This window comes from Luteimonas panaciterrae (genome assembly GCF_020511115.1).
Classification (GTDB): Bacteria; Pseudomonadota; Gammaproteobacteria; order Xanthomonadales; family Xanthomonadaceae; genus Luteimonas; species Luteimonas panaciterrae.
In genome coordinates, this window is the sequence record NZ_JAJAVH010000017.1 from 48,457 (window position 1) to 70,141 (window position 21,685).

The 21,685-nt window shown below is 65.8% G+C and carries 21 protein-coding genes, 3 tRNA genes and 1 pseudogene; 12 read left to right on the forward strand and 13 right to left on the reverse strand.

Translation table 11 applies throughout. The annotated features are described in order from the left end of the window. Positions 1-71 precede the first annotated feature (71 nt). From csrA to LG367_RS16910, 3 genes are all read left to right on the forward strand, one after another. A complete protein-coding gene (gene csrA, locus LG367_RS16900) occupies positions 72-275 on the forward strand; it encodes a carbon storage regulator CsrA (RefSeq protein ID WP_226470440.1) in 204 nt (67 codons plus the stop codon). A gap of 62 nt (positions 276-337) precedes the next feature. Continuing rightward, positions 338-430, forward strand: a tRNA-Ser gene (locus tag LG367_RS16905). 178 nt (positions 431-608) lie between these two features. Beyond that, positions 609-685, forward strand: a tRNA-Arg gene (locus tag LG367_RS16910). Positions 686-789: 104 nt separating this feature from the next. Here LG367_RS16910 and LG367_RS16915 read toward each other — a convergent pair. From LG367_RS16915 to LG367_RS16935, 5 genes are all read right to left on the reverse strand, one after another. Beyond that, positions 790-1,797, reverse strand: coding sequence for an NAD-dependent epimerase (locus tag LG367_RS16915; protein WP_226470441.1), 1,008 nt, complete (start codon positions 1,795-1,797; stop codon positions 790-792). Positions 1,798-2,016: 219 nt separating this feature from the next. Further along, positions 2,017-3,324, reverse strand: coding sequence for a nucleotide sugar dehydrogenase (locus LG367_RS16920; protein WP_319004032.1), 1,308 nt, complete (start codon positions 3,322-3,324; stop codon positions 2,017-2,019). A gap of 68 nt (positions 3,325-3,392) precedes the next feature. Further along, a complete protein-coding gene (locus LG367_RS16925; RefSeq protein WP_226470442.1) occupies positions 3,393-4,244 on the reverse strand; it encodes an alpha/beta hydrolase family protein in 852 nt (283 codons plus the stop codon). Positions 4,245-4,249: 5 nt separating this feature from the next. Then, a complete protein-coding gene (gene thiD / locus LG367_RS16930) occupies positions 4,250-5,065 on the reverse strand; it encodes a bifunctional hydroxymethylpyrimidine kinase/phosphomethylpyrimidine kinase (RefSeq protein WP_226470443.1) in 816 nt (271 codons plus the stop codon). Beyond that, a complete protein-coding gene (locus LG367_RS16935) occupies positions 5,062-5,925 on the reverse strand; it encodes a LysR family transcriptional regulator (RefSeq protein ID WP_226470444.1) in 864 nt (287 codons plus the stop codon). Before LG367_RS16935 ends, thiD begins: the two co-directional genes overlap by 4 nt. 107 nt (positions 5,926-6,032) lie before the next feature. On the opposite strand from LG367_RS16935, the gene LG367_RS16940 reads away from it, so the two are divergent. Further along, positions 6,033-7,616 carry an MFS transporter gene (locus LG367_RS16940; protein ID WP_226470445.1) on the forward strand — a complete coding sequence of 528 codons (1,584 nt, stop codon included), beginning with the start codon at positions 6,033-6,035 and terminating at the stop codon, positions 7,614-7,616. 28 nt (positions 7,617-7,644) lie between these two features. Here LG367_RS16940 and LG367_RS16945 read toward each other — a convergent pair whose 3' ends face one another. From LG367_RS16945 to LG367_RS16965, 5 genes are all read right to left on the reverse strand, one after another. Next, positions 7,645-9,333, reverse strand: a complete 1,689-nt coding sequence (locus LG367_RS16945; protein ID WP_226470446.1) for a SulP family inorganic anion transporter — start codon at positions 9,331-9,333, stop codon at positions 7,645-7,647. Next, positions 9,333-9,587, reverse strand: a complete 255-nt coding sequence (locus LG367_RS16950) for a helix-turn-helix domain-containing protein (protein WP_226470447.1) — start codon at positions 9,585-9,587, stop codon at positions 9,333-9,335. Before LG367_RS16950 ends, LG367_RS16945 begins: the two co-directional genes overlap by 1 nt. A 193-nt stretch (positions 9,588-9,780) precedes the next feature. Beyond that, positions 9,781-11,181, reverse strand: coding sequence for a PhoH family protein (locus tag LG367_RS16955; RefSeq protein ID WP_226470448.1), 1,401 nt, complete (start codon positions 11,179-11,181; stop codon positions 9,781-9,783). A 101-nt stretch (positions 11,182-11,282) separates the two neighbouring features. Beyond that, entirely contained in the window at positions 11,283-11,753 is a 471-nt protein-coding gene (locus tag LG367_RS16960) for a peroxiredoxin (RefSeq protein WP_226470449.1), read from the reverse strand. A 1-nt stretch (position 11,754) separates the two neighbouring features. Next, on the reverse strand, positions 11,755-12,321 hold the full coding sequence (locus tag LG367_RS16965; protein WP_226470450.1) for a glycine cleavage system transcriptional repressor: 567 nt from the start codon (positions 12,319-12,321) through the stop codon (positions 11,755-11,757). A gap of 225 nt (positions 12,322-12,546) precedes the next feature. Between LG367_RS16965 and dapA the strand changes: the two genes are divergently transcribed. Together dapA and LG367_RS16975 are read left to right on the forward strand one after the other, a co-directional pair. Next, positions 12,547-13,443 carry a 4-hydroxy-tetrahydrodipicolinate synthase gene (gene dapA / locus LG367_RS16970; protein ID WP_226470451.1) on the forward strand — a complete coding sequence of 299 codons (897 nt, stop codon included), beginning with the start codon at positions 12,547-12,549 and terminating at the stop codon, positions 13,441-13,443. Between the two features lie 250 nt (positions 13,444-13,693). Beyond that, positions 13,694-14,218, forward strand: coding sequence for a hypothetical protein (locus LG367_RS16975; RefSeq protein ID WP_226470452.1), 525 nt, complete (start codon positions 13,694-13,696; stop codon positions 14,216-14,218). Positions 14,219-14,289: 71 nt separating this feature from the next. On the opposite strand, the gene fdxA is transcribed toward LG367_RS16975, so the two are convergent. Beyond that, the gene (fdxA, locus tag LG367_RS16980) at positions 14,290-14,613 is read right to left on the reverse strand and encodes a ferredoxin FdxA (protein WP_226470453.1); all 324 of its coding nucleotides are present in this window, start codon (positions 14,611-14,613) and stop codon (positions 14,290-14,292) included. A gap of 174 nt (positions 14,614-14,787) precedes the next feature. Next, positions 14,788-14,863 (reverse strand) — tRNA-Glu (locus LG367_RS16985). Between the two features lie 203 nt (positions 14,864-15,066). Here LG367_RS16985 and pcnB point away from each other — a divergent pair. From pcnB to pgi, 6 genes and pseudogenes are all read left to right on the forward strand, one after another. Beyond that, a pseudogene (pcnB, locus tag LG367_RS16990) lies at positions 15,067-16,401 on the forward strand (polynucleotide adenylyltransferase PcnB); the annotation flags it as partial. Continuing rightward, on the forward strand, positions 16,398-16,895 hold the full coding sequence (gene folK, locus LG367_RS16995; RefSeq protein ID WP_226470455.1) for a 2-amino-4-hydroxy-6-hydroxymethyldihydropteridine diphosphokinase: 498 nt from the start codon (positions 16,398-16,400) through the stop codon (positions 16,893-16,895). The pseudogene pcnB and the gene folK, both read left to right, overlap by 4 nt. Positions 16,896-16,923: 28 nt before the next feature. Further along, positions 16,924-17,739 carry a 3-methyl-2-oxobutanoate hydroxymethyltransferase gene (gene panB / locus LG367_RS17000; RefSeq protein ID WP_226470456.1) on the forward strand — a complete coding sequence of 272 codons (816 nt, stop codon included), beginning with the start codon at positions 16,924-16,926 and terminating at the stop codon, positions 17,737-17,739. Further along, positions 17,736-18,593 (forward strand): pantoate--beta-alanine ligase, encoded by an 858-nt coding sequence (panC, locus tag LG367_RS17005; protein ID WP_226470457.1) that lies wholly within the window; start codon positions 17,736-17,738, stop codon positions 18,591-18,593. Before panB ends, panC begins: the two co-directional genes overlap by 4 nt. 94 nt (positions 18,594-18,687) lie before the next feature. Continuing rightward, positions 18,688-19,068, forward strand: coding sequence for an aspartate 1-decarboxylase (gene panD, locus LG367_RS17010; protein ID WP_226470458.1), 381 nt, complete (start codon positions 18,688-18,690; stop codon positions 19,066-19,068). Positions 19,069-19,073: 5 nt separating this feature from the next. After that, positions 19,074-20,582: a glucose-6-phosphate isomerase gene (gene pgi / locus LG367_RS17015; RefSeq protein WP_226470459.1), complete on the forward strand. Its 1,509-nt coding sequence runs from the start codon at positions 19,074-19,076 to the stop codon at positions 20,580-20,582. An 18-nt stretch (positions 20,583-20,600) separates the two neighbouring features. Here the strand turns inward: pgi and queG are convergent, their stop codons facing one another. Next, positions 20,601-21,674: a tRNA epoxyqueuosine(34) reductase QueG gene (gene queG / locus LG367_RS17020; RefSeq protein ID WP_226470460.1), complete on the reverse strand. Its 1,074-nt coding sequence runs from the start codon at positions 21,672-21,674 to the stop codon at positions 20,601-20,603. Positions 21,675-21,685 lie beyond the last annotated feature (11 nt).

Consider the following 21,685-nt stretch of genomic DNA (forward strand, 5'->3'; position numbering starts at 1 on the left):
TTTTTCGGCTGCCCGTGTCCGAAAGCCGTCTGGCGGGAACGTTTCTCGCCGACCCATGGAGATTCCAAGCAATGTTGATTTTGACTCGCCGCGTCGGTGAGACCCTGATGATCGGCGATACGGTCACCGTGACGGTGCTCGGCGTAAAAGGTAATCAGGTCCGTATCGGCATCACTGCGCCGAAAGACGTGGCCGTGCACCGTGAAGAGATCTACGAGCGCATCCAGCGCGGCGAAGAGCGCACCCCGCACCAGGGTTTGCCGCACTCCGACTGAACCGGTATCCTTCCGCACGCGTTTTCACGGACGCATGCTCCTGGCATGCGTACCGCACACCCGGAGACTTGCCCGAGAGGCCGAAGGGGCTCCCCTGCTAAGGGAGTATGGGGTCAAAAGCTCCATCGAGGGTTCGAATCCCTCAGTCTCCGCCACTTAGGCGAGCTACCCAGGTTCCGGGATGCTCGCCGCGAAACCGGAGTAATCCGGATTTCGCACAAGGCGTCCCATGCACTCCAAGGCATCGGACACCTCGACACAAAAACGACAGATTGACGAATGCGCCGTTGGTTCGGCACAATTCCGCTTCTGCTTCACACCGTTTCAAACCATGCGCCCGTAGCTCAGCTGGATAGAGCACCAGGCTACGAACTTGGGGGTCGGGAGTTCGAATCTCTCCGGGCGCGCCAATACTAAGGATCAGTCCACGCTCATGCGGGACCTTCCACGAAAAACCCGGCCTCGGCCGGGTTTTTTGTTTTGCGGCTCTGATCCGCAATATCGGATTTACGAATCAGACCTTGTAGAAGTCGCGATACCAGGCGACGAAACGCTCCACGCCCACCTCGATCGGTGTCGACGGCGAATAGCCGGTGTCGCGCCGCAGCGCCTCGACATCGGCATAGGTGTCGGGCACGTCGCCCGGCTGCAGCGGCAGTAATTGCTTTTCCGCCTTGCGGCCCAGGCAGGCTTCCAGTACTTCGATGTAGCGCAGCAGTTCGACCGGCTGATGGTTGCCGATGTTGTAGACGCGATAGGGTGCGCTGGAACTGGCCGGCGTCGGTGCCTTCGGGTCGTAGTCCGGATCGGGGCCGGGCACGTGGTCGAGCGTGCGGATCACGCCTTCGACGATGTCGTCGATATAGGTGAAGTCGCGCGTGTGCCGGCCGTGGTTGAAAACGTCGATGGGTTTCCCGGCCAGGATGTTGCGCGTGAACAGGAACAGCGCCATGTCCGGCCGTCCCCACGGACCATAAACGGTGAAGAAGCGCAGGCCCGTGGTCGGCAGGTTGAACAGATGGCTGTACGTATGCGCCATCAGTTCGTTGGCCTTCTTGGTGGCCGCGTACATGCTCACCGGATGATCGACGCTGTCCTCCACCGAGAACGGCAGCTTGCGGTTCGCGCCGTACACGGAACTCGACGAGGCGTAGACCAGATGCTCGACGCCGCCGTAGCGGCAGGCTTCGAGGATGTTGAGGAAGCCGACGATGTTGCTGTCGACGTAGGCGCGCGGGTTCTCCAGCGAGTAGCGCACGCCGGCCTGCGCGGCGAGATTGACCACGCGTTGCGGGCGGAAGTCGGCGAATGCCTGGTCCAGCGCCGCGCGATCTTCCAGCGCCGCCTGCACGAAACGGAAACCGGCGTGCGGCTGCAGCCGCGCCAGGCGCGCCTGCTTGAGCTGCGGATCGTAGTAGCTGTTGAGATTGTCGTAACCCAATACCTCGTCGCCCCGCGCGAGCAGGCATTCGCTGAGCTTGGAACCGATGAATCCGGCGGCGCCGGTGACCAGGATGCGCATGGCGATGGGTGAGGGGAGGCTGGTGTGAATTGTAAGCCTGCGGGGTCGGAGATCGACTTCGGCTTGATGCGAGAAAAACCAGTCACCCCGGCGCAAGCCGGGGCCTATGTTGCTGTTGCCATTCGTAATGAAGATCAAAATGGGTCCCAGCTTGCGCTGGGGTGACGACGGAGGGCAGAACCTGCGTCGAAAGTGTCCTCGTGCCTACAAACAGGTTACCTACAAACAGGCATCGGCACTGCCATGCGGCAGCGCGTGCTTGACGTCGAACAGCACCGCGCCGGGTTTGGCGAAGGCACGGATGCCGTCGGCGCCCAGCGCGATGAATTGGTCGTGCGCCACGGCGAGGACCACGGCGTCGTAGCGGCCGGTCTGCGGCCGGTCGGCCAGCGTCAGGCCGTACTCGGCCTGCGCCTGTGCCGGCGCAACCCAGGGATCATGCACATCGACGTCGACGCTGTAGCTCTTCAACTCGTCGACGATGTCGATCACGCGCGTGTTGCGCAGATCGGTGCAGTTTTCCTTGAAGGCAAGACCCAGCACCAGTACCCGCGCGCCGGCGGTCTGGATGCCGCGCTGCTGCATCAGCTTGATCGTGCGCTCGGCCACATGCAGGCCCATGCTGTCGTTGATGCGGCGTCCGGCCAGGATCATCTCGGGCTGGTAGCCGATCTGCTGCGCCTTGTGGGTGAGGTAGTAGGGATCGACGCCGATGCAATGGCCACCGACCAGGCCGGGGCGGAACGGCAGGAAGTTCCACTTGGTGCCGGCGGCTTCCAGCACTTCGTGCGTGTCGATGCCCAGGCGCTGGAAGATCAATGACAGCTCGTTGATCAGGGCGATGTTGACGTCGCGCTGGGTGTTCTCGATCACCTTCGCCGCTTCGGCGACGCGGATGCTGGAGGTCTTGTGCGTGCCGGCCTCGATGATGCCGGCGTACAGCGCATCGACGAAGTCGGCCGCTTCCGGCGTCGAGCCGGAGGTAACCTTGAGGATGGTTTCGAGCCGATGCCGCTTGTCACCGGGATTGATGCGTTCGGGGCTGTAGCCGACGAAGAAATCCGAGTTCAACTTCAGGCCGGATTCGCGTTCCAGGATCGGCACGCAGATCTCTTCGGTGGCGCCCGGATACACCGTCGATTCGTAGATCACCACGTCGCCGCGCGCGAGCGCGCGACCGGCGCTGCGGCTGGCGGCTTCCAGCGGGCGCAGGTCGGGACGTTTGTATTCGTCGATCGGCGAGGGCACGGTGACGATGAAGACGTTGCAGCCGGTGAGCGCGGTCGCGTCGTCGGTGAGCGACAGTCTGGCGGCGGATTTCAATTCTTCCGCCGAGGTTTCCAGTGTGTGGTCGCGGTGTTCGCGCAGTTCGGCGATGCGGGCTGCGTCGATGTCGAAGCCGAGCGTGTCGTATTTGCGTCCGAACGCGACGGCGAGCGGAAGCCCGACGTAGCCGAGGCCGATCACGGCGATGCGGATGTCATCTTGTGCGGGCAGTGGTGCGGGCACGGGCAGTGAGGCAGGCATGATCGTTCAAGGTTACGCGAAATCGCATCCGGGCCGGCACCTCCCGGCCGTCATGGGAGCGTGGAGCTTCAGGCGGACAGCCACGCGGCGACCGCTTCTGGCGCCTTCATCCAGGCGAAATGATCGGCGCGCGTGCCGAGTTCGGTGGCGCCGAGCTTGTGCAGTTCAAACTGCGCGCGCGGCAGCTTCGACAGCAGGAAACGCACCGGCGGCTCCGGTGCCAGCCAATCGTCGGCCATCACGATGGCGCGGGCGCTGACATCGTCGCGTGCCGCCATCGCGGCTTCCAGATCATCGGCGATGTTGGGGAAGGCGTAACGGCCGCTCAATCCCGTGCTCGCCCAGTCGCGGATCAGGCCGCGCGCCTCGTTGCCGGCGAAGCGGAACTTGTAGCCGGGCAGATAGCCGTGCCGGTCCGCGTACCAGGGCGCGGCGCGGTAGGCCAGCGGCAGACCCAGGCGATACGGCATCGGATAGGCGCGCCAGTAGGGCGCGGCGCTGGCGGTCAGCCACAGCGTGTGCGCGTAGCGCGGCGCGAGGCCCAGGCGCATGCAGGCGAACTGCCCGCCCAGGCTGTGGCCGCCGATGATCCGCGGCGTCGTGCCGAGCGTCTGCACGACCGCCGCTTCGCTGAGCGGAAGGTCGCCGTAGAGCACGTCGCGATAATCCCAGTTGCAATCGTGGCCCGCGCGTAGGCTGCTGGTGCCGAGACCACGCCATTCGTGCACGAACACGGCCACGCCGCGTCGCGCCAGCGCTTCGGCGAACGGAATGTAGTGCTTCGCCGCGATGCCCAGCGCCGGCAGCCAGAGCAGGCTGCGTTGCGGATTGGCCGGAATGCGCGCGAGCAGCGCGAAGCGGTGGCCGTCTTCCGCCTGCTGCGGCAGTTCGAGGACTTCGGGCGTGGCGGTGTCGTTCATGCGATTCAAAGCTTATGGAAATGATCGAGGACGACGATATCGCTGCGTCCCGGCTTGTAGCCGCCGAGCAGTGCGCCGTGCACGTAGTCGGTGGCACGCGCGCAAGCTTCGGGGAGGGACAAGCCGAGCCCCAGGTTCGCCGCGATCGCGGAGGCTAGCGTACAGCCCGTGCCGTGGCCGTCGATGCGCATGCGCGCATGCGTGAAGGCCGCGCGCGTGGCGCCGTCGTCGTAGCGGTCGATGACGGAAGCGCCTTCGTCGAGATGCCCGCCCTTGAGCAGCACCGCGCGGGCGCCAAGCGCGCGCAGGCTGGACGTGGCGCATTCGGCCGCCTCGCCGTTCGTGATCGCGGTGCCGAGTAGCAGCTCCGCTTCGGGGATGTTAGGCGTGACGATGCTCGCCAGCGGCAGCAGGCGTTGCCGCATCGCTTCGAGCGCATCGTCGGCGAGCAGCTTGGCGCCGGAGGTGGCGACCATCACCGGATCGAGCACGACGTGCAGATGATGTTGTGCCCGCGGCTGATAGGCCTGCAGCGCATCGGCGACGGCGTGGATCACTTCCGCCGTCGCCAGCATGCCCAGCTTGACCGCGCGGATGTCGAAATCATCGAAACAGGCGTCGATCTGCGCGCGCAGGAAGGCGATCGGCGGCACATGCACGTCGGTGACGGCGCGCGTGTGCTGGGCGGTCAGCGCGGCGATCGCCGACAGCCCGTGAATGCGATGCGCGGCGAAGGTCTTGAGATCGGCCTGGATGCCGGCACCGCCGCCGGAATCGGCACCGGCGATGGTCAGGACGGAAGGCGGTCGGTGGTCGGTCATGCGCGCATTTTGAGGGCAGCCGCTTCCTGTTGGATCAATCGCCCGAATTCGCGCACGGCGGGCGTCGGTTCGTCCTCGCCGTAGATCAGGAATGTGTCGAGGTCGGGCAACGGCGGCAGGCCGTATGTCCCGTCGAGGATTTTCATTCCGGGCTGCATGTTCTGCGGCGAAAGTGCCGCGATGGCGAGGCCGGTCAGCGCCGCCGCGCGCAGATCGGCCAGGCTGGGCGAGGTGAACACGGAATGCCAATGCAGCGGAGTGGCGTTCAAGGCTTCCAGGGTCAGCATGCGGCAGATGCAGGGCGGCGCGGAGAAGGCGATGGGCAGTGAGGCTTCGCGCGGCAATTCGAAGTTCTCGGTGGCGACCCAATGCAACGGCGCGCGCTGCAGCACGATGCCCTCCATCGTGCCGGCCACCACGGGAACGACCGCGAGATCGAGTTCTCCCGCGAGCACCATGCGATGCAGATCGAGATTCACCGCGACGCTCGCTTCCAGACGCACATCGGGGAAGGCGCGGCGGAACTGGCACAGCACCTGCGGCAGGCGTTCGCCCATGTAGCTTTCCGGCACGCCGAAGCGCACGGAGCCGGAGATCGGCGAGGTGCGGAAGCGCTGGGCGAGGGCGTCGAAGGAATGCAGGATCTGCTCGGCGTGGCGCAGGAATTCCTCGCCGTCCTCGGTCAGGGCCAGGCGGCGGGTGGTGCGGTGGAGCAGCGGGCGGCCCACCTGTTCCTCCAGGCGCCGGATCTGGTGGCTGACCGCCGATTGCGTGAGATGTAGCCGCGCCGCCGCCTTGGTGAATCCCTTGGATTCCTGGACGGCGACGAAGGTACGCAGCAGCGTGGGATCGAAGTTCATGGCGGCAGATTAATTAATATTATTACTCAATACAATGAAATTAATTCGTTTGATTCATGTGATGGCGGTGCCGAGAATGGCTCGGGTTCCTCACTGGCCGCCAACCGATGTCCGCCGTAGCGCATTCCCGTTCGTCCAACACCGTCGCCCTGATCGCCATCTGCCTGGCCGGGCTGATGTTCGGTCTGGAGATCTCCAGCGTGCCGATCATCCTGCCGGAGCTGGAGAAGGTCCTCGGCGCCGACTTCAAGGCGCTGCAGTGGATCATGAATGCCTACACCATCGCCTGCACCACGGTGCTGATGGCCACCGGCACGCTGGCCGACCGTTTCGGCCGCAGGCGCGTGTTCGTCGTGAGCACCGTCGCGTTCGGCCTCACCTCGCTGCTGTGCGGGCTGGCGCCGGATACGCACTGGCTGATCATCGGCCGCTTCCTGCAGGGCATGGCCGGCGGCGCGATCTTGATCTGTTCGATTGCCGTGCTGTCGCACCAGTTTCCGGAAGGGAGGGCGCGCGGCCGTGCGTTCGCGGTCTGGGGTGTCGTCTCCGGCATTGGCCTCGGCTTCGGTCCGGCGATCGGTGGCGCGGTGCTCGCCGTGCTCGACTGGCGCTGGATCTTCCTGGTGCACGTGCCGCTGGCGATGCTTGGCGTCGCGCTGACCTATGCGGCCGTGCAAGAGTCGCGTGATCCGCACGCCAGGAAGCTGGATCTGCTCGGCATCCTGACGCTGACCGTGGCGGTGCTCGGCCTCACTTACGCCATCACGCAAGGCGCGGATCTCGGTTTCTCCAGTCCGATCATCCTCGGCGTCGCCGCCGTGACGCTGGTGAGCTTGGTCGCCTTCGTGCTGGTGGAGAAATTCCACCCGCATCCGATGTTCGATTTCTCGGTGTTCAAGATTCGCGATTTCTCCGGCGCGATCCTCGGCTGCGTGGGCATGAATTTCAGCTACTGGCCTTTCATGATCTATCTGCCGCTGTATTTCTCCGCGGCGCTCGGTTACGACAACACCACGACCGGCCTGCTGCTGCTCGCGTACACGCTGCCGTATCTGGTGATGCCGCCGATCGCGCAATACCTGCTGATGCGGTACCAGGCGCGTGTCGTGATTCCCGCAGGGTTGTTCGCGATCGGCCTGGGTTTCCTGTTGATGAAGTTCGGCAGCGGCTTCGGTCAGAACAGCGGGCTGGCCGTGCTGCCGGGCGCGCTCGTGGCGGGCATCGGCCTGGGGCTGACCACCACGCCCGCGACCAACATGACTACGGGCTCGGTGCCGGCGAACCGTGCAGGCATGGCATCCGGCATGGACATCAGCGCCAGGTTGATCACGCTTGCGATCAACATCGCCGTGATGGGCGCGATCCTGGTGGCGGGCATACATGCCTCCCTACGAGGGGCATTTGGTGCAGCGTTCGATGTGACGCAATTGCGTGCCATCACCGAACAGCTCGCGGGCGGAGACCTTGCGGCCGTGCGACAGGAATTTCCGCGATTGGCGACGCTGGATGCTTCCGGCGACATCGTCCGTGCCGCGCTCACCGACGGGTTCGGCAATGTGATGCTCTACGGCGGCATCGGCGTCTGGGTGATCGCCGCGCTCAGTGCCGTGATTTTTTCGCGCAGGCAAGTCGTCGAAGTGTCGTCCTGCAATTCGCGGGCCGCTGTCTGTGCTTCGGAAAGCGGTGGATGACACCATGGGCGCGTGACTCGCCGCCGGGCTAGGCCTCGACGATGGATTCCGCCAATTGCAACGCATGCGGATAGTCCCGCGCGAATTGCAGTTCGCCTTCACGCTCGTCGAGATGCATGCCGGCGATCACGCGCTTCGGCTGCGCCTGCAGGCCGGAGATGATCAGCACGATGCCGCGACGATGGCATCGCTCCGCCAGCGTCTTCAGCGCATGCACGCCGCTGGCGTCGATGATCGGCACCAGCCGCATGCGCAGGATGAAGACGCGCGGCGGCGACATGAACTGGTCGAGCAGATTGTCGAGCCGGTTGGCGGCACCGAAGAACAGTGGGCCGTTGATCTGGAAGACCTCGACACCCTTGGGCAGCAGCGCGCGCTGGTCGGTCTCGGCATCATCGCTACCGTTCTCGTCCAGTAGGCGTGTGCCGGCATTCACTTCCACCGCTTCGGCCATGCGGAACATGAAAACGAAAGCGGCCACCACGAGTCCAGCTTCGATCGCCACGGTGAGATCGACCAGCACGGTGAGGAAGAAGGTCAGCAGCAATACCAGGCGATCGCCTTTGGGTGCGGACATGGTGTGGCGGAAGGCTTCGACTTCGCTGATGTTCCAGGCGACGACCAACAGGATCGCCGCGAGCCCGGCCAGCGGGATGTAGCGCATCAGTGGCGCCAGCAACAGCATGAACACCAGCAGGAACACCGCGTGCAGGATGCCCGACACCGGCGAACGGCCGCCGGCGCGCACGTTGGTGGCGGTGCGCGCGATGGCCCCGGTCGCGGGCAGGCCACCGAACAGCGCCGATCCGCAGTTGGCCACGCCCTGCGCGATCAGTTCCGCGTTGGAGCGATGGTGTCCGCCGGTCATGCCGTCGGCGACCACCGCCGACAGCAGCGATTCGACGCCGGCGAGGAAGGCGATCGTGAAGGAAGCCGGCAACAGCTCGCGCGTGCGCTCGAACGGGATGTGCGGGAAGTCGAAGACGGGCAGGGTGGACGGCAGTGCTCCGAAACGGCTGCCGATGGTTTCCGCGGGCAGCACGAACCCGGTCGTGACCAGCGTGCAGACCAGCAGCGCGAGCAGGAAGCCGGGCCAGTTGGGACGCCAGCGCCGCAACGCGAGGATCAGCACCAATCCGATCACGGTCAGCGCCACGGCTGCCGGTTGCACGGTGTGCAGGTGCTGGAAGTAGGCGGTCCAGCGTGGCAGGAACTCCGCGGGCACGCCGCCCATGCGCAGCCCGAGCGCATCCTTGATCTGGCTGGAGAAGATGCTCACCGCGATGCCCGCGGTGAAGCCGGTGATCACCGGCTGCGGCATGTATTTCATCAGCGCGCCCAGGCGCAGCAGTCCGGCGCCGATCAGCATCAGGCCCGCCAGCAGCGTGCACAGGATCAGGCCGCCGAAGCCGAAGTTCTGGATGACGGAGAACACGACTGGAATGAAGGCTGCGGTCGGTCCGCCGATCTGCACGCGCGATCCGCCGAGCGCGGAAATCAGGAAGCCGGCGACGATCGCCGTGTACAACCCTTTCTCCGGTGTCGTGCCGCTGGCGATCGCCAATGCCATCGCCAGCGGCAGGGCGACGATCGCGACGGTCAACCCTGCGATCGCATCCGTGCGCAATTGCTGCCAACCGTAGCCTTCGCGGAAGACGGTCAGCAGCTTCGGCTCGAACATCCGCAGCGTGCGGCGATCGAAGGCGAACATCCGCATCACACCGGCGGCTCCTTCAAACGCACGCCGCGCCCACGTCCCTGGCTGGGCTGATCGTTGCCGATCAGTTCGATGCCGGCGGCATCGAGCGCATCGACGATCTTGGTCAGCGTGCTCACCACGCCGCGCACATTGCCCTTGCTGGATTCCATGCGCTGGATGGTGGGCAGGGAAACGCCGGCCATTTCGGCGAGCGTGCGCTGGTCGATGCCGAGCATCGCGCGTGCCGCGCGCATCTGGGCTGCGGAGATCATCGAGGCGATCCTGATTGATGTATCAGATCGTTATTTTTTGATTTTAATCCTTGAATTGCAATTATGAGAAATTGATTTTGATGTTTTAAACATCAAAATGAAGAGTGCAGCCGACGAACGGCGCGGTCGGCAACGGCTTCGCCATCGCTTCCGCGAGGAAGCGATGGGAGTCGTCAGAGATGTCGTGGTGCGCTTAGAGCACTTCGGAAGCGTAATCCGCCAACCGCGACCGCTCGCCACGCCGCAGCGTGACATGCGCGCTGTGCGCCCAGCTCTTGAAGCGATCCACGGCGTAGGTGAGGCCGGACGTGGTCTCGGTGAGGTAGGGCGTGTCGATCTGCTCGACGTTGCCCAGGCACACGATCTTGGTGCCGGGACCGGCGCGGGTGATCAGCGTCTTCATCTGCTTGGGCGTGAGGTTCTGCGCCTCGTCCAGGATCAGCCAGCGATTGAGGAAAGTGCGGCCGCGCATGAAGTTGAGCGAGCGGATCTTGATGCGCGAGGCGAGCAGGTCGTTGGTGGCCGCGCGTCCCCAGCTGCCGCCTTCCTTGTTGCTCGGCATCAGCACTTCGAGGTTGTCGGTGAGCGCGCCCATCCACGGCGTCATCTTTTCTTCCTCGGTGCCGGGCAGGAAGCCGATGTCCTCGCCGACGCTGACGGTGGCGCGGGTCATGATGATCTCGCGGTAGCGCTGCGCGTCCATCGTCTGCGCCAGGCCCGCGGCCAGCGCCAGCAGCGTCTTGCCGGTGCCGGCGGTGCCGAGCAGGGTGACGAAGTCGACTTCCGGGTCCATCAGCGCATTGAGCGCGAAATTCTGTTCGCGATTGCGCGCGATGATGCCCCACACGGCGTGCTGCTGGTTGCGGTAGTCGTCGACGATCTGCAGCGTCGCGCGCGCGCCCTCCACCTTGACCACGCGCAGTTCGGTCTGGTCATCGCCCGGCAGATAGAGAAACTGGTTGGCGAACCATTCCTCATCGTCCTCGAGCGACACTTCGTAATAGGTGCGGCCCTTGTCGGTCCACGACTTCAGGTCCTTGCCGTGGCGCTGCCAGAAATCTCCCGGCAGCGATGTGGCGCCGGTGTAGAGCAGGCTGAAATCGTCGAGCGCGCGATCGTTCTCGTAATCCTCGGAGGCGATGCCGGCGATGGCCGCCTTGATGCGCAGGTTGATGTCCTTCGACACGAACACCACCGGCGCGCCCGGCTCGGCCTGCTTCAGCGCGACGATGGCCGCGATGATGTCGTTGTCCGGCAGCGCGCCGTTGCCGCGCTTCTGCAGCTCCGCCGCGCGCGTCTGGAACTGCAGGCGGCCGATGCTCTCGGCGCTGCGCAGCTGCAATCCCTGCGGGCGGGTGAGGGTGAGGCCGGAGGCGATCTTGTCGGCGCCCTGCGATTCGATCAGCTCGTTGATGAAGCGGCTGACCTGGCGCGCGTTGCGGCTGGCTTCCGAGGTGCCTTTCTTGCCGTTGTCGAGCTCTTCGATCACCTGCATCGGCAGGAAGACGTCGTGCTCCTCGAACTTGAACAACGCAGTCGGATCGTGCATCAGCACATTGGTGTCGAGCACGTAGATGCGCTTGCCTTTGGTCATCGCGTCGTCCTATGCGTGTTGTGTTGAGCGGTAAATGGATGGCGACGGTCCACCGCAACCCGCGTAGCGCGGGCGGTGGATCGGTCGGATGGAGAGGCGACTCACTTGGTCTGGGCAGTCTTCAAGGCGTCGAGGACGGCATGCGCATGCCCGGCCACCTTGACGCCGCGCCAGGCTTGGGCGATGCGGCCTTTCGGGTCGATCAGGAAAGTGCTGCGCTCGATGCCGATGTACTTGCGGCCATAGAGCTGTTTTTCCTTGATCACGCCGAAGGCGTTGCACAGCGTTTCGTCGACATCGCTGACGAGATCGAACTTGAACCCCTGCTTGTCGCAAAAATTCTGATGCGACTTGATCGAATCGCGCGAGACGCCGAGCACGGTGGCATCGAGTTTGGTGAATTTAGGCAGCAAGCCATTGAACTCGATGCCTTCGGTGGTGCAGCCGGGCGTCGAGTCCTTCGGGTAGAAGTACAGCACCAGCCAATGGCCGAGATGATCGGAGAGTTTCGCGGTGATTCCGCTGGACAAGGCCAGCGATAGCTTCGGAACTTTGTCGCCGGTATCGAGCATGTCAGAACTTCATCGGATCCATGATGGCGTCGAGATTCAGGTGATCGCAGAACTCGAGGAAGTCGTCGCGCAAAGCCGCGATGTGCATGTCGGCGGGCACGCCGATGGTGACCTGCGCCGAGAACATGTCGGCGCCGGTCTGCATGGCGCGGTAGCGCGAGCAGTGCAGGCTTTCGATGGTGATGCCCTGGCGGTCGAAGAAATCGGCCAGCTGGAACAGGATGCCGGGCTTGTCCGACGCCACCACCTCGACCACATAGGGCAGCAGGTTGGACTGCACGGGCTTGGGGCCGGTGCGGTACCAGATCAGCTTCAGCCCTTCCTCGCGTTCCAGGCGGGTCAGCATCGCCTCGAGCTTGGCGACCGAGTCCCACGAGCCGGTGGCCAGCGCCGTCACCGAGACGTCGCGACCGACGGTGGACAGGCGCGTATCGACGAGATTGCATCCGCTGTCGGAAATACGCCGCGTCACCGGGAGCAGTGGCGACTGCGGATGCGTCGAATAGGCGTTGATCAGCAGGTAATTCTCGTTCGGCGCGGGCCGCACAGCGGTGTCTGGATCGGTCAAGGCGGCGTCCGAAGCGAATAGGGTGTGAACGGCGACCCGGTCGGCGACCGGATGCGGTGATCAGCATACTTGCCCGTGGTTTCGCGCCGCAAGTAAAGTTGCCTCACGAAAGCTGGGGACCGAAGGTCGGTGCGAAAACCGGCGCGAAGGCCGCGCGACGGAATTTGTCGCGGATTTCAACCGGTTGCCCGAATTCCCACCCCCATTCCCAACTCCATTCCGCACATGCGACTTTCCGGCAGCATCACCGCGCTGGCGACACCGTTCACGGCCGCCGGCGAACTCGACCTCGACGCCTGGCGCCGCCTCCTGCAGGCGCAGCTGAGCGCGGGCACGCAAGGCGTCGTGGTCGCCGGCTCCACCGGCGAAGCCGCCGCGCTGCTCGATGCCGAGTACGACACCTTGCTGCGCACCGCGGTCCAGGTGCTGGGCGGACGCATTCCGGTGCTCGCCGGTACCGGTCTGTCGAACACCGCCAAGACCATCGAGCAGACCCGCCGCGCCGCCGCGCTGGGCGCCGACGCCGCGCTGGTGGTGACGCCGCCTTACGTGCGTCCCACCCAGGCCGGCCTGGTCGCGCATTACCGCGCGATCGCCGACGACAACGCGCTGCCGATCGTGCTCTACAACGTACCCGGCCGCACCGGCTGCGATCTGCTGCCCGAAACCGTCGCCGAACTCGCCGGACATGCGCGCATCGTCGGCATCAAGGAAGCACGCAACGAGCCGGAACGCATGCAGGCATTGCTGCCGCTGCGCTCGAATGCCTTCGCCGTGCTCAGCGGCGACGATCCCACCGCCGCGCGCGCGATCCTGGCCGGCGCCGACGGCATCATCTCGGTGGCCTCGAACGTGGTGCCGGCGACGTTCCGGCGCCTGAGCGATTTGGCGCGCGGCGGCGATGCCGATGCGGCGCAGGCGTTGGACACGCAACTGCATGCGCTTTACGACTTCCTCGGCATCGAGCCGAACCCGATCCCGGTGAAGGCGATCCTGGCGCGGCTGGGCATCGGCACCGGTCTGCGCCTGCCGCTGACGACGCTGTCGGCGGAGCATGCCGTCCTGGCCGAGCGGATGCTGGAGGCGGTCCAGACGTTCGAGGCCGCGAACGCGCGCTCTTGAGTCCTTACGCTGTCAAATTGATTGTTTCCGCCGGTAATGTTGCCGTTCATGGCGTAACAACATGGGCTGACGGTCCGTCCGGCCCGTCCATCCATGGCCGGGCCTCGCCGCGCTGGCGGCGCAGCGCGATGGCGGGACTGCGCGGCAGTGCCGCGCAAAGCGCGTCTCGCCTCACCCGAGAGGGTATCGGTTAAGCATGGTTGCACGCTCACTCGCGATACACTGGCGGCTTGATCCGCAGGAGAACCCGATGCGTCTTTCAGCTTTCCCGCTCCGTACCGTGGTCGTCGCCCTGGTGGCCGCGGCCGTTCTCGGCACCTCCGGCTGCAGTTGGTTCCGCAAGAAGAACGACCTCTATGCCGCGAGCCCGGAGAGCCGTCCGCTGGAAGTGCCGCCCGATCTGAACCTCCCCGACAGTTCCGGCGCGATGAAGCTGCCCGGTGGCGACGCCCAGTCGGTCAGCCGTTCCTCGCTGCCGGCGCCCGCGGCCGCGCCGACCGGCAGTGCCAACGGCTTCACGGTTCCCGGCGAGCGCGACGCGATCTTCGCCAAGGTCGGCGACGCCCTCGCCGCGACCACCGGCGTCACCATCGCCAGCAAGGCGCAGATCCTCGGCACCTACGACGTGGACTACGAAGGCAGCAAGTTCCTGGTGCGCGTGACCAAGGTCGATGCCGGCGTGTACGTGTCCGCGGTCGATCCGCGCGGCCTGCCGGCCACCACCGAGGCGCCGACCAAGCTGATCGCCGCGTTGAAGGCGGCTCTGGGCGGCTGAGCCAGTTCAGTGAGCCAAAAGAAAACGGGCGCCTCGGCGCCCGTTTTTCGTTGTGGAAACTCGTTTTCGGCTTACCGTTCCAACAATGGCAGCTTCCCGGTCTTGCCTTCCCATTCCTTCGCGTCCGGCAGCCCGTCCTTGCGCGCGGTGATCACCGGCCAGGCCTTGGACAGCTCGGCATTCAGGGCGACGAATTCCTCCTGACCGGCAGGCACGTCGTCCTCGGGATAGATCGCGTTGATCGGGCATTCCGGCTCGCACAGAGTGCAGTCGATGCACTCGTCCGGATCGATCACCAGGAAGTTCGGGCCCTCGTGGAAACAGTCGACCGGGCACACCTCGACGCAGTCGGTGTACTTGCACTTGATGCAGTTCTCGGTGACGACAAAAGGCATGGGGGATTCGCGATGTGGCTTGGTGGATAGTCTAGCGGCTTGCCCAAAGCAGGGCGAAGCAGCGGGGTGGGGCGGTCTTCTCGTCACCCAAACAAAACCCGGCCGGAGCCGGGTCTTGTCGGTAAGGTCCGCGCGGTTGGCTTGGACCTCTTGCGAGAATGACTCGCATTGATATGGCGCTCCCTACGGGATTCGAACCCGTGTTTTAGCCTTGAGAGGGCCACGTCCTAGGCCTCTAGACGAAGGGAGCAGGGGGTTGCCGGTAGGAGCCGGCACCGGCTGGACGGCCGGCGTGCCGTCGGATGCCCGGCACGAAGTTGTTAGTATATCGTGGAAAGCCCGATCGCGGATGGTCGGGGCTCGCGGAAGGACCCGCGCCCGTCGCGGTTGCCAAAAGGGCAGCCGATCGAATCTCCTGTCTGAATGCCCAACCCGACCCAATCCACCTCCATCGCCCTGCGCGTCATCCCGCGCGAGCAACACACGATCTCGCGCAAGGACATCAGCGCGAACGCCTTGCGCGTGCTTTACCGTCTGCGCGAGGGCGGCTTCGATGCCTACCTGGTCGGCGGCGCCGTGCGCGACCTGCTGGTCGGCGGCCACCCCAAGGACTTTGACGTCGCCACCAGCGCCACGCCGGAGGAGGTCAAGCACCTGTTCCGCAACTGCCGGCTGATTGGCCGCCGCTTCCGCCTGGCGCACGTGGTGTTCGGTCGCGAGATCATCGAGGTCGCCACCTTCCGCGCCAACAGTGACGACGGCAGCGGCGACCGCCAGGTCCACGACGACGGCCGCCTGCTGCGCGACAACGTCTACGGCAGCATCGAGGACGACGCGGTGCGGCGCGATTTCACCGCGAACGCCCTGTACTACACGGTCGAAGATTTCTCCGTGCGCGATTACGTCGGCGGCTTCGAGGACGTGAACAACCGCGTGCTCAAGCTGATCGGCGATCCGGAAACCCGCTATCGCGAAGACCCGGTGCGCATGCTGCGCGCGATCCGCTTCGCCGCCAAGCTTGGCTTCCGCATCGACGAAGGCACCGCCGAGCCGATCGCGCGCCTGGCGCCGCTGCTGCGCGAGGCCGCGCCGGCGCGCTTGTTCGAGGATTGCCTGAAGCTGTTCCTCTCCGGCCACGCCGAAGCCAGTTTCGAGGGGCTGGAGCGCTACGGGCTGCTGTCCGCGCTGTTCCCCGACACGGCCGCCGCGCTCGCCGCCAATCGCAGCGGCGCGCTGCGGCGCATGGTGATCGCCGGCCTGCGCAACACCGATGCGCGCGTGCGCGCGGACGAACCCGTGTCGCCGGCCTTCCTGTTCGCATTGCTGCTGTGGCCGGCCTACTGCCGCGCGCTGATGGCGCTGCAGTCGCAGGGCGTGCACCTCACCGAGGCGCAGCGTCGCGCCGCCGATCGCGTCACCGTGCATCAGCTCGATTCGATCGCGCTGCCGCGCCGGTTCTCGCTGCCGATGCAGGAAATCTGGCTGATGCAGGCGCGGCTGTCGCAGGCCCGCAGCGGTCAGCGCCAGCGCAAGCGGGTGATGCGCACGCTCTCGCATCCGCGTTTCCGCGCCGCCTTCGATTTCCTGATCCTGCGACAGGCAGCGTCAGACGATCATGCCGACGATGTGGCGTTCTGGCGTGATGCGCAACAGGATCCGGACAACGCCATCGCGATGCATCCAACCGAACCCGACGAAGCGGAAGGCGAAGGTGCGGCGGCTCCCGGACGCAAGCGCCGTCGCCGTCGTCGCAAGCCGGCCGGTCACGCCGAATCCGCTGCCGAATGAGTGACGCTCAAGTCGCGTACGTCGGTCTCGGCAGCAATGTCGGCGACTCGGTCCAGACGTTGCGCGCCGCCATCGACGCGCTGGGCGATTTGCCGGAAACGCGATTGCTGCGCGCCTCGAAGCTGTACCGGACGCCGGCCTGGGGCCGACGCGACCAGCCCGATTTCGTCAACGCCGTCGCCGCGCTCGACACCCGTCTGGATGCGCGCGCGCTGCTCGATGCCTTGCTGACGCTGGAGCGAAGCTTCGGCCGTGACCGCGGCGACGGAAGCGAGCGCTGGGGGCCGCGCACACTCGATCTCGATCTTTTGCTCTACGGCGAAACGACCATCGATCAGCCCGGTCTGCACGTGCCGCATCCACATCTGCACGAGCGCGCCTTTGTGCTGGTGCCGCTGACCGAGATCGCGCCGGAGGCGGTGATCCCCGGCCGTGGAACGATACGTGCCGCGCGCGCCGCCGTGGCGGACGAAGGCATTCAAGCGTTACCCTGATGCATCGCATCAAAACGGTTGCCGCGCCATGTATGCCCCAGATGACCGCAAGCCGCTGACCGTCCCGGCACTGGCCGAAGCCAAGCGCGGCGGCCACAAGCTGGCGATGCTCACCGCCTACGACGCCGGCTTCGCGCGCGTCTTCGACGAGAACGGCACCGAACTCCTGCTGGTCGGCGATTCGCTCGGCATGGTGGTGCAGGGACAGAACTCGACGCTGCCGGTCAGCGTCGACGACATGGTCTATCACACCACCATCGTCGCGCGCGCCGTGAAGCGCGCGCTGCTGATCGCCGATCTGCCGTTCCAGTCCGACGCCACGCCCGAGCGCGCGCTCGAAGCTTCCACGCGCCTGCTGCAGGCCGGCGCGCAGATGGTGAAGCTGGAAGGCGCCGGCCACAAACTCGATGTCATCCGCTTCCTGACCGAACGCGAGATTCCCGTCTGCGGACATCTCGGCCTGACCCCGCAATCCGTGCTGCGCTTCGGCGGCTACAAGGTGCAAGGGCGCGAGGACGCCACCGCGCAGCGCCTGCGTGCGGACGCCGCCGCGGTGGCCGAGGCGGGCGCGACGTTGCTGGTGCTCGAATGCGTGCCGTCCGGGCTCGCCCAGGCGATCACCCAGGCGATTCCGATTCCCACCATCGGCATCGGCGCCGGCCCGCATTGCGACGGACAAGTGCTGGTGCTGCACGATTTCCTCGGCCTGCACACCGGGCACCGGCGTCCGAAATTCGTCAAGGATTTCCTGGGCGAGGGCGGCTCCGTCGCCGGTGCCGTGAAGGCCTACATCGCGGCGGTGCGCGATGGCAGCTTCCCCGACGCCGAGCATTCCTACGAATGAGCCTGGACACGATCAGTGAGCTGCCGGCGCTGCGCGCGCGCATCGGCGAGTGGAAGCGTGCCGGCCTGCGCATCGGCTTCGTGCCGACCATGGGCAATCTGCATGCCGGACACCATTCGCTGGTGAAGATCGCGCGCGAACGTGCCGATCGCGTCGTCGCCAGCGTTTTCGTGAATCCGACGCAGTTCGGGCCGAACGAGGACTTCGCGCGCTATCCGCGCACACCCGAAGCGGATGCGGAAGGCCTGCGCGAAGCCGGCTGCGATTTGCTGTGGCTGCCGTCGGTGGAGACGATGTATCCCTACGGCGCCGCCAACGCCGTGCACATGCGCGTGCCAGGCATCACCGATGTGCTCGACGGTGCGCATCGTCCGGGTCATTTCGACGGCGTGGCCACCGTGGTCTCGCGGCTGTTCAATCAGGTGCAGCCGGACGTCGCCGCATTCGGGCGCAAGGACTACCAGCAGCTGGCGGTGATTCGTTATCTGGTGCGCGATCTCGCGTTCCCGATCGAGCTGCTGCCGGCGCCGATCGTGCGAGAAGACGACGGATTGGCGATGAGTTCGCGCAATCAGTATCTGTCGCCGCAGGAGCGCGCCACCGCTCCGGTCATCCACCGCACGTTGCTGGCGATGCAAGAAGCGGCCGCCGCCGGTACCGCTCGCGCGGCGGTCGAGACGGACGCCGGTGCCGCGCTGACGGAGGCGGGCCTGGTGGTCGATTACGCCGTCGTGCGGCGCCCTGATCTCACCGAGCCGCTGGACGGCGAGGGTGGCGACCGGGTCGCCCTGATCGCTGCCAGGCTGGGCAAGACCCGGCTGATCGACAATCTGGAATTCAGCATTCCCCGTTGAAACGCTTCCGGTCGCGCTCCTGGGCTGGAAATCCGGCCGACGGCCTACATCTTGTACACTCCGCGGCCTGCGCCTCCCCACGGCTCCAGCTCCCATGCAACTGACCCTTCTCAAAGCCAAGATCCACCGCGCCACCGTCACCCACGCCGAGCTGCATTACGAAGGCTCGTGCGCCATCGACGGCCGCCTGCTCGACATCTCGGGCATCCGCGAGTACGAGCGCGTGGAGATCTACAACATCAACAACGGTGAACGCTTCGCCACCTATGCCATCCGTGGCGAGGAAGGCAGCGGCATCATCTCGGTGAACGGCGCCGCCGCCCACAAGGCGCAGCCGGGCGATCTGGTGATCATCTGCGCCTACGGCAGCTGCGACGAGGCCGAGGCGGCCAAGTTCAAGCCGACGCTGGTGTACGTGGATCGGCAGAACAAGCTGACCCACACCAACACCTCGATCCCCGCACAGGCGGCGTGATCGGAATGGCGACGGTTGATTTCGAAGTCCTCAGAAACGCCGCCGCGCGCCTGCAAAGCGCGCCCATCTCCAAACTGATCGCCGACGATCCCGCGCGCGCGGGCGACTTCGCGCTGCGCGCCGGTGCGCTGTACGCGAATTTCGCACGTCAGCGCTACGACCGCACCGCGCTCGACGCACTGTTCGCGCTGGCCGAAACCGCCGATTTCCCCGGCGCGATGCAGCGCCTGATCGACGGCGACACCGTCAACGCCACCGAAGGCCGCTCCGCGCTGCACACGGCGCTGCGTGGCGATCTGTCGCCGGCGCCCGTCGCGCATGCCGCATCCGCGCAGGCGCGCGAGGCGCGCACGAGGATGGCGGCGCTGATCGATGCGCTGTCGGCGTCCAATGTCACCGACATCGTCAGCGTCGGCATCGGCGGCTCCGATCTCGGCCCGCGCCTGGTCGCGGATGCCCTGAGCCTGCCGGGCGCTCGCTTTCGTGTTCACTTCCTCTCTAATGTCGACGGCGCCGCCGCGCAGCGCACGCTGGCCGGGCTCGATCCGGCGCGTACCGCCGCGATCCTGATCTCCAAGACCTTCGGTACCCAGGAAACCCTGCTCAACGGCACCATCGTCCGCGATTGGCTCGGCGACGACGGCCGCGTCTACGCCGTCAGTGCGAATGTCGAGCGCGCTGCGAAGTTCGGCATCGCGCCCGAGCGCATCCTGCCGATGTGGGATTGGGTGGGTGGCCGCTACTCGCTGTGGTCGGCGGTGGGCTTTCCGATCGCGCTCGCGATCGGCATGGACCGTTTCGAAGCGCTGCTCGCCGGTGCCGCCGAGATGGACGCGCACGCGCTGAAGGCGCCGCCGCGCGAGAATCTCGCGTTCTGGCACGCCTTGACCGCGATCTGGAACCGCAACGCATTCGGCGCCGCCACGCAGGCCGTGCTGCCCTACGACGAGCGCCTGCGCCTGCTGCCGAACTATCTGCAGCAGCTGGTGATGGAGAGCCTCGGCAAATCGGTACGCCTGGACGGCGCGCCACTGCGCGAACAGACCGTGCCGGTGTGGTGGGGTGGTCCGGGCACCGATACTCAGCATAGTTTTTTCCAGGCTTTGCATCAGGGCACGCAGATCGTCCCCGCCGACTTCATCGGCGTGGTCCGCAACGACGATCCGTACAGCGAGAACCACCAGGCACTGCTCGCCAATCTACTGGCGCAGACCGAAGCACTGGCGAACGGACAGGCCAACGATGATCCGCATCGCGCCTACGCCGGCAATCGTCCCAGCACGCTGCTGCTGCTCGATGCGCTGACACCGGAAGCGCTCGGTCAGCTGATCGCGTTGTACGAGCATAGCGTCTACCTGCAGTCGGTGGCGTGGGGCATCAATGCCTTCGACCAGTTCGGCGTCGAGCTTGGCAAGCAGGTGGCGAATCGCTTGTTGCCCGCGTTGCGCGGGGAAACCGAAGCGGACGATCCGGTCACGGCCGCGCTGCTCGCGGAGCTGAAGCTCCGTCTCTGATTTTCTTTCGTCAGGACATCAAACGCCGTGCCGGGCCAAGGCCCAGGTGACATGTTCGCGCACGATCGGATCGATCACCCCGATCCGCGACTGTAGCGCCGCAATCACTTCCGGCGAAGTCGGCGCATTGCCCAGCGCCACCGCGATATTGCGCAGCCAGCGTTCGTAGCCGCTGCGGCGGATCGCGGAGCCTTCCGTGCGCTGCATGAATTCGGCTTCGCTCCAGGCGAACAATTCCGCCAGCGTCGCCTTGTCCAGATCGTTGCGCACGCGGAAATCCGGCTCGTCGGTGCGCTTGGCGAACTTGTTCCAGGGACACACCAGCTGGCAGTCGTCGCAGCCGAAGATGCGGTTGCCGATCAGTGGCCGCAGTTCCTCGTCGATCGCGCCTTCATGCTCGATGGTGAGGTAGGCGATGCAGCGCCGCGCATCGAGCCGGTGTGGTGCGACGATGGCCTGTGTCGGGCAGATATCGATGCAGCGCGTGCAGGTGCCGCAGTGCGCGCTCGCGGGAGGATCGATCGGCAGCGGCAGATCGACGTAGATTTCGCCCAGGAAGAACCAGGAGCCGCCGTCCTTGTCGATCAGGCAGGTGTTCTTGCCGATCCAGCCCAGCCCGGCATTCCTCGCCAGCGCGCGTTCGAGTACCGGGGCAGAGTCGACGAAGACGCGATGGCCGAACGGGCCGATCTCCTCGGCGATGCGATCGGCCAGCTTCTGCAGGCGATTGCGCATCAGCTTGTGGTAGTCGCGGCCGAGCGCGTAGCGGGCGACGTAGGCGCGCTCGCCGTCGGTCAGCGTCTGCCAGGCTTCTTCTTCGTCGCTGCCGTAATCGAGACCGACGGAGATCACGCGCAGCGTGCCGGGCACCAGTTCCGCGGGGCGCGAGCGCTTGTCGCCGTGTCGCGCCATCCAGTCCATCGAGCCGTACAGGCCGTTGGCGAGCCAATCGCGCAGATAGGCTTCGTCCGCGCCGAGTTCGATCCCGGCGATGCCGCAGCGCTGGAACCCCGCTTCGCGCGCGAGCGCCTTGATCCGCCGTGCGGCGACGGCGGGATCGAGATCGGTGGCGGTGATGGCCTGAGGCACCATGGCGCAAGTAT

What these genes read in the sequence shown, in the direction of transcription:
- LG367_RS16945 (WP_226470446.1), bottom strand. Translation starts at nt 9,333, where the DNA reads ATGCGGATGTTCGCCTTCGATCGCCGCACGCTGCGGATGTTCGAGCCG.
- dapA (WP_226470451.1), top strand. Translation starts at nt 12,547, where the DNA reads ATGCGACTTTCCGGCAGCATCACCGCGCTGGCGACACCGTTCACGGCC.
- pgi (WP_226470459.1), top strand. Translation starts at nt 19,074, where the DNA reads ATGGCGACGGTTGATTTCGAAGTCCTCAGAAACGCCGCCGCGCGCCTG.
- LG367_RS16960 (WP_226470449.1), bottom strand. Translation starts at nt 11,753, where the DNA reads ATGCTCGATACCGGCGACAAAGTTCCGAAGCTATCGCTGGCCTTGTCC.
- panD (WP_226470458.1), top strand. Translation starts at nt 18,688, where the DNA reads ATGCAACTGACCCTTCTCAAAGCCAAGATCCACCGCGCCACCGTCACC.
- LG367_RS16975 (WP_226470452.1), top strand. Translation starts at nt 13,694, where the DNA reads ATGCGTCTTTCAGCTTTCCCGCTCCGTACCGTGGTCGTCGCCCTGGTG.
- LG367_RS16950 (WP_226470447.1), bottom strand. Translation starts at nt 9,587, where the DNA reads ATGATCTCCGCAGCCCAGATGCGCGCGGCACGCGCGATGCTCGGCATC.
- queG (WP_226470460.1), bottom strand. Translation starts at nt 21,674, where the DNA reads ATGGTGCCTCAGGCCATCACCGCCACCGATCTCGATCCCGCCGTCGCC.
- panC (WP_226470457.1), top strand. Translation starts at nt 17,736, where the DNA reads ATGAGCCTGGACACGATCAGTGAGCTGCCGGCGCTGCGCGCGCGCATC.
- LG367_RS16955 (WP_226470448.1), bottom strand. Translation starts at nt 11,181, where the DNA reads ATGACCAAAGGCAAGCGCATCTACGTGCTCGACACCAATGTGCTGATG.
- LG367_RS16925 (WP_226470442.1), bottom strand. Translation starts at nt 4,244, where the DNA reads ATGAACGACACCGCCACGCCCGAAGTCCTCGAACTGCCGCAGCAGGCG.
- LG367_RS16935 (WP_226470444.1), bottom strand. Translation starts at nt 5,925, where the DNA reads ATGAACTTCGATCCCACGCTGCTGCGTACCTTCGTCGCCGTCCAGGAA.
- csrA (WP_226470440.1), top strand. Translation starts at nt 72, where the DNA reads ATGTTGATTTTGACTCGCCGCGTCGGTGAGACCCTGATGATCGGCGAT.
- LG367_RS16915 (WP_226470441.1), bottom strand. Translation starts at nt 1,797, where the DNA reads ATGCGCATCCTGGTCACCGGCGCCGCCGGATTCATCGGTTCCAAGCTC.
- thiD (WP_226470443.1), bottom strand. Translation starts at nt 5,065, where the DNA reads ATGACCGACCACCGACCGCCTTCCGTCCTGACCATCGCCGGTGCCGAT.
- panB (WP_226470456.1), top strand. Translation starts at nt 16,924, where the DNA reads ATGTATGCCCCAGATGACCGCAAGCCGCTGACCGTCCCGGCACTGGCC.
- LG367_RS16920 (WP_319004032.1), bottom strand. Translation starts at nt 3,324, where the DNA reads ATGCCTGCCTCACTGCCCGTGCCCGCACCACTGCCCGCACAAGATGAC.
- LG367_RS16940 (WP_226470445.1), top strand. Translation starts at nt 6,033, where the DNA reads ATGTCCGCCGTAGCGCATTCCCGTTCGTCCAACACCGTCGCCCTGATC.
- fdxA (WP_226470453.1), bottom strand. Translation starts at nt 14,613, where the DNA reads ATGCCTTTTGTCGTCACCGAGAACTGCATCAAGTGCAAGTACACCGAC.
- folK (WP_226470455.1), top strand. Translation starts at nt 16,398, where the DNA reads ATGAGTGACGCTCAAGTCGCGTACGTCGGTCTCGGCAGCAATGTCGGC.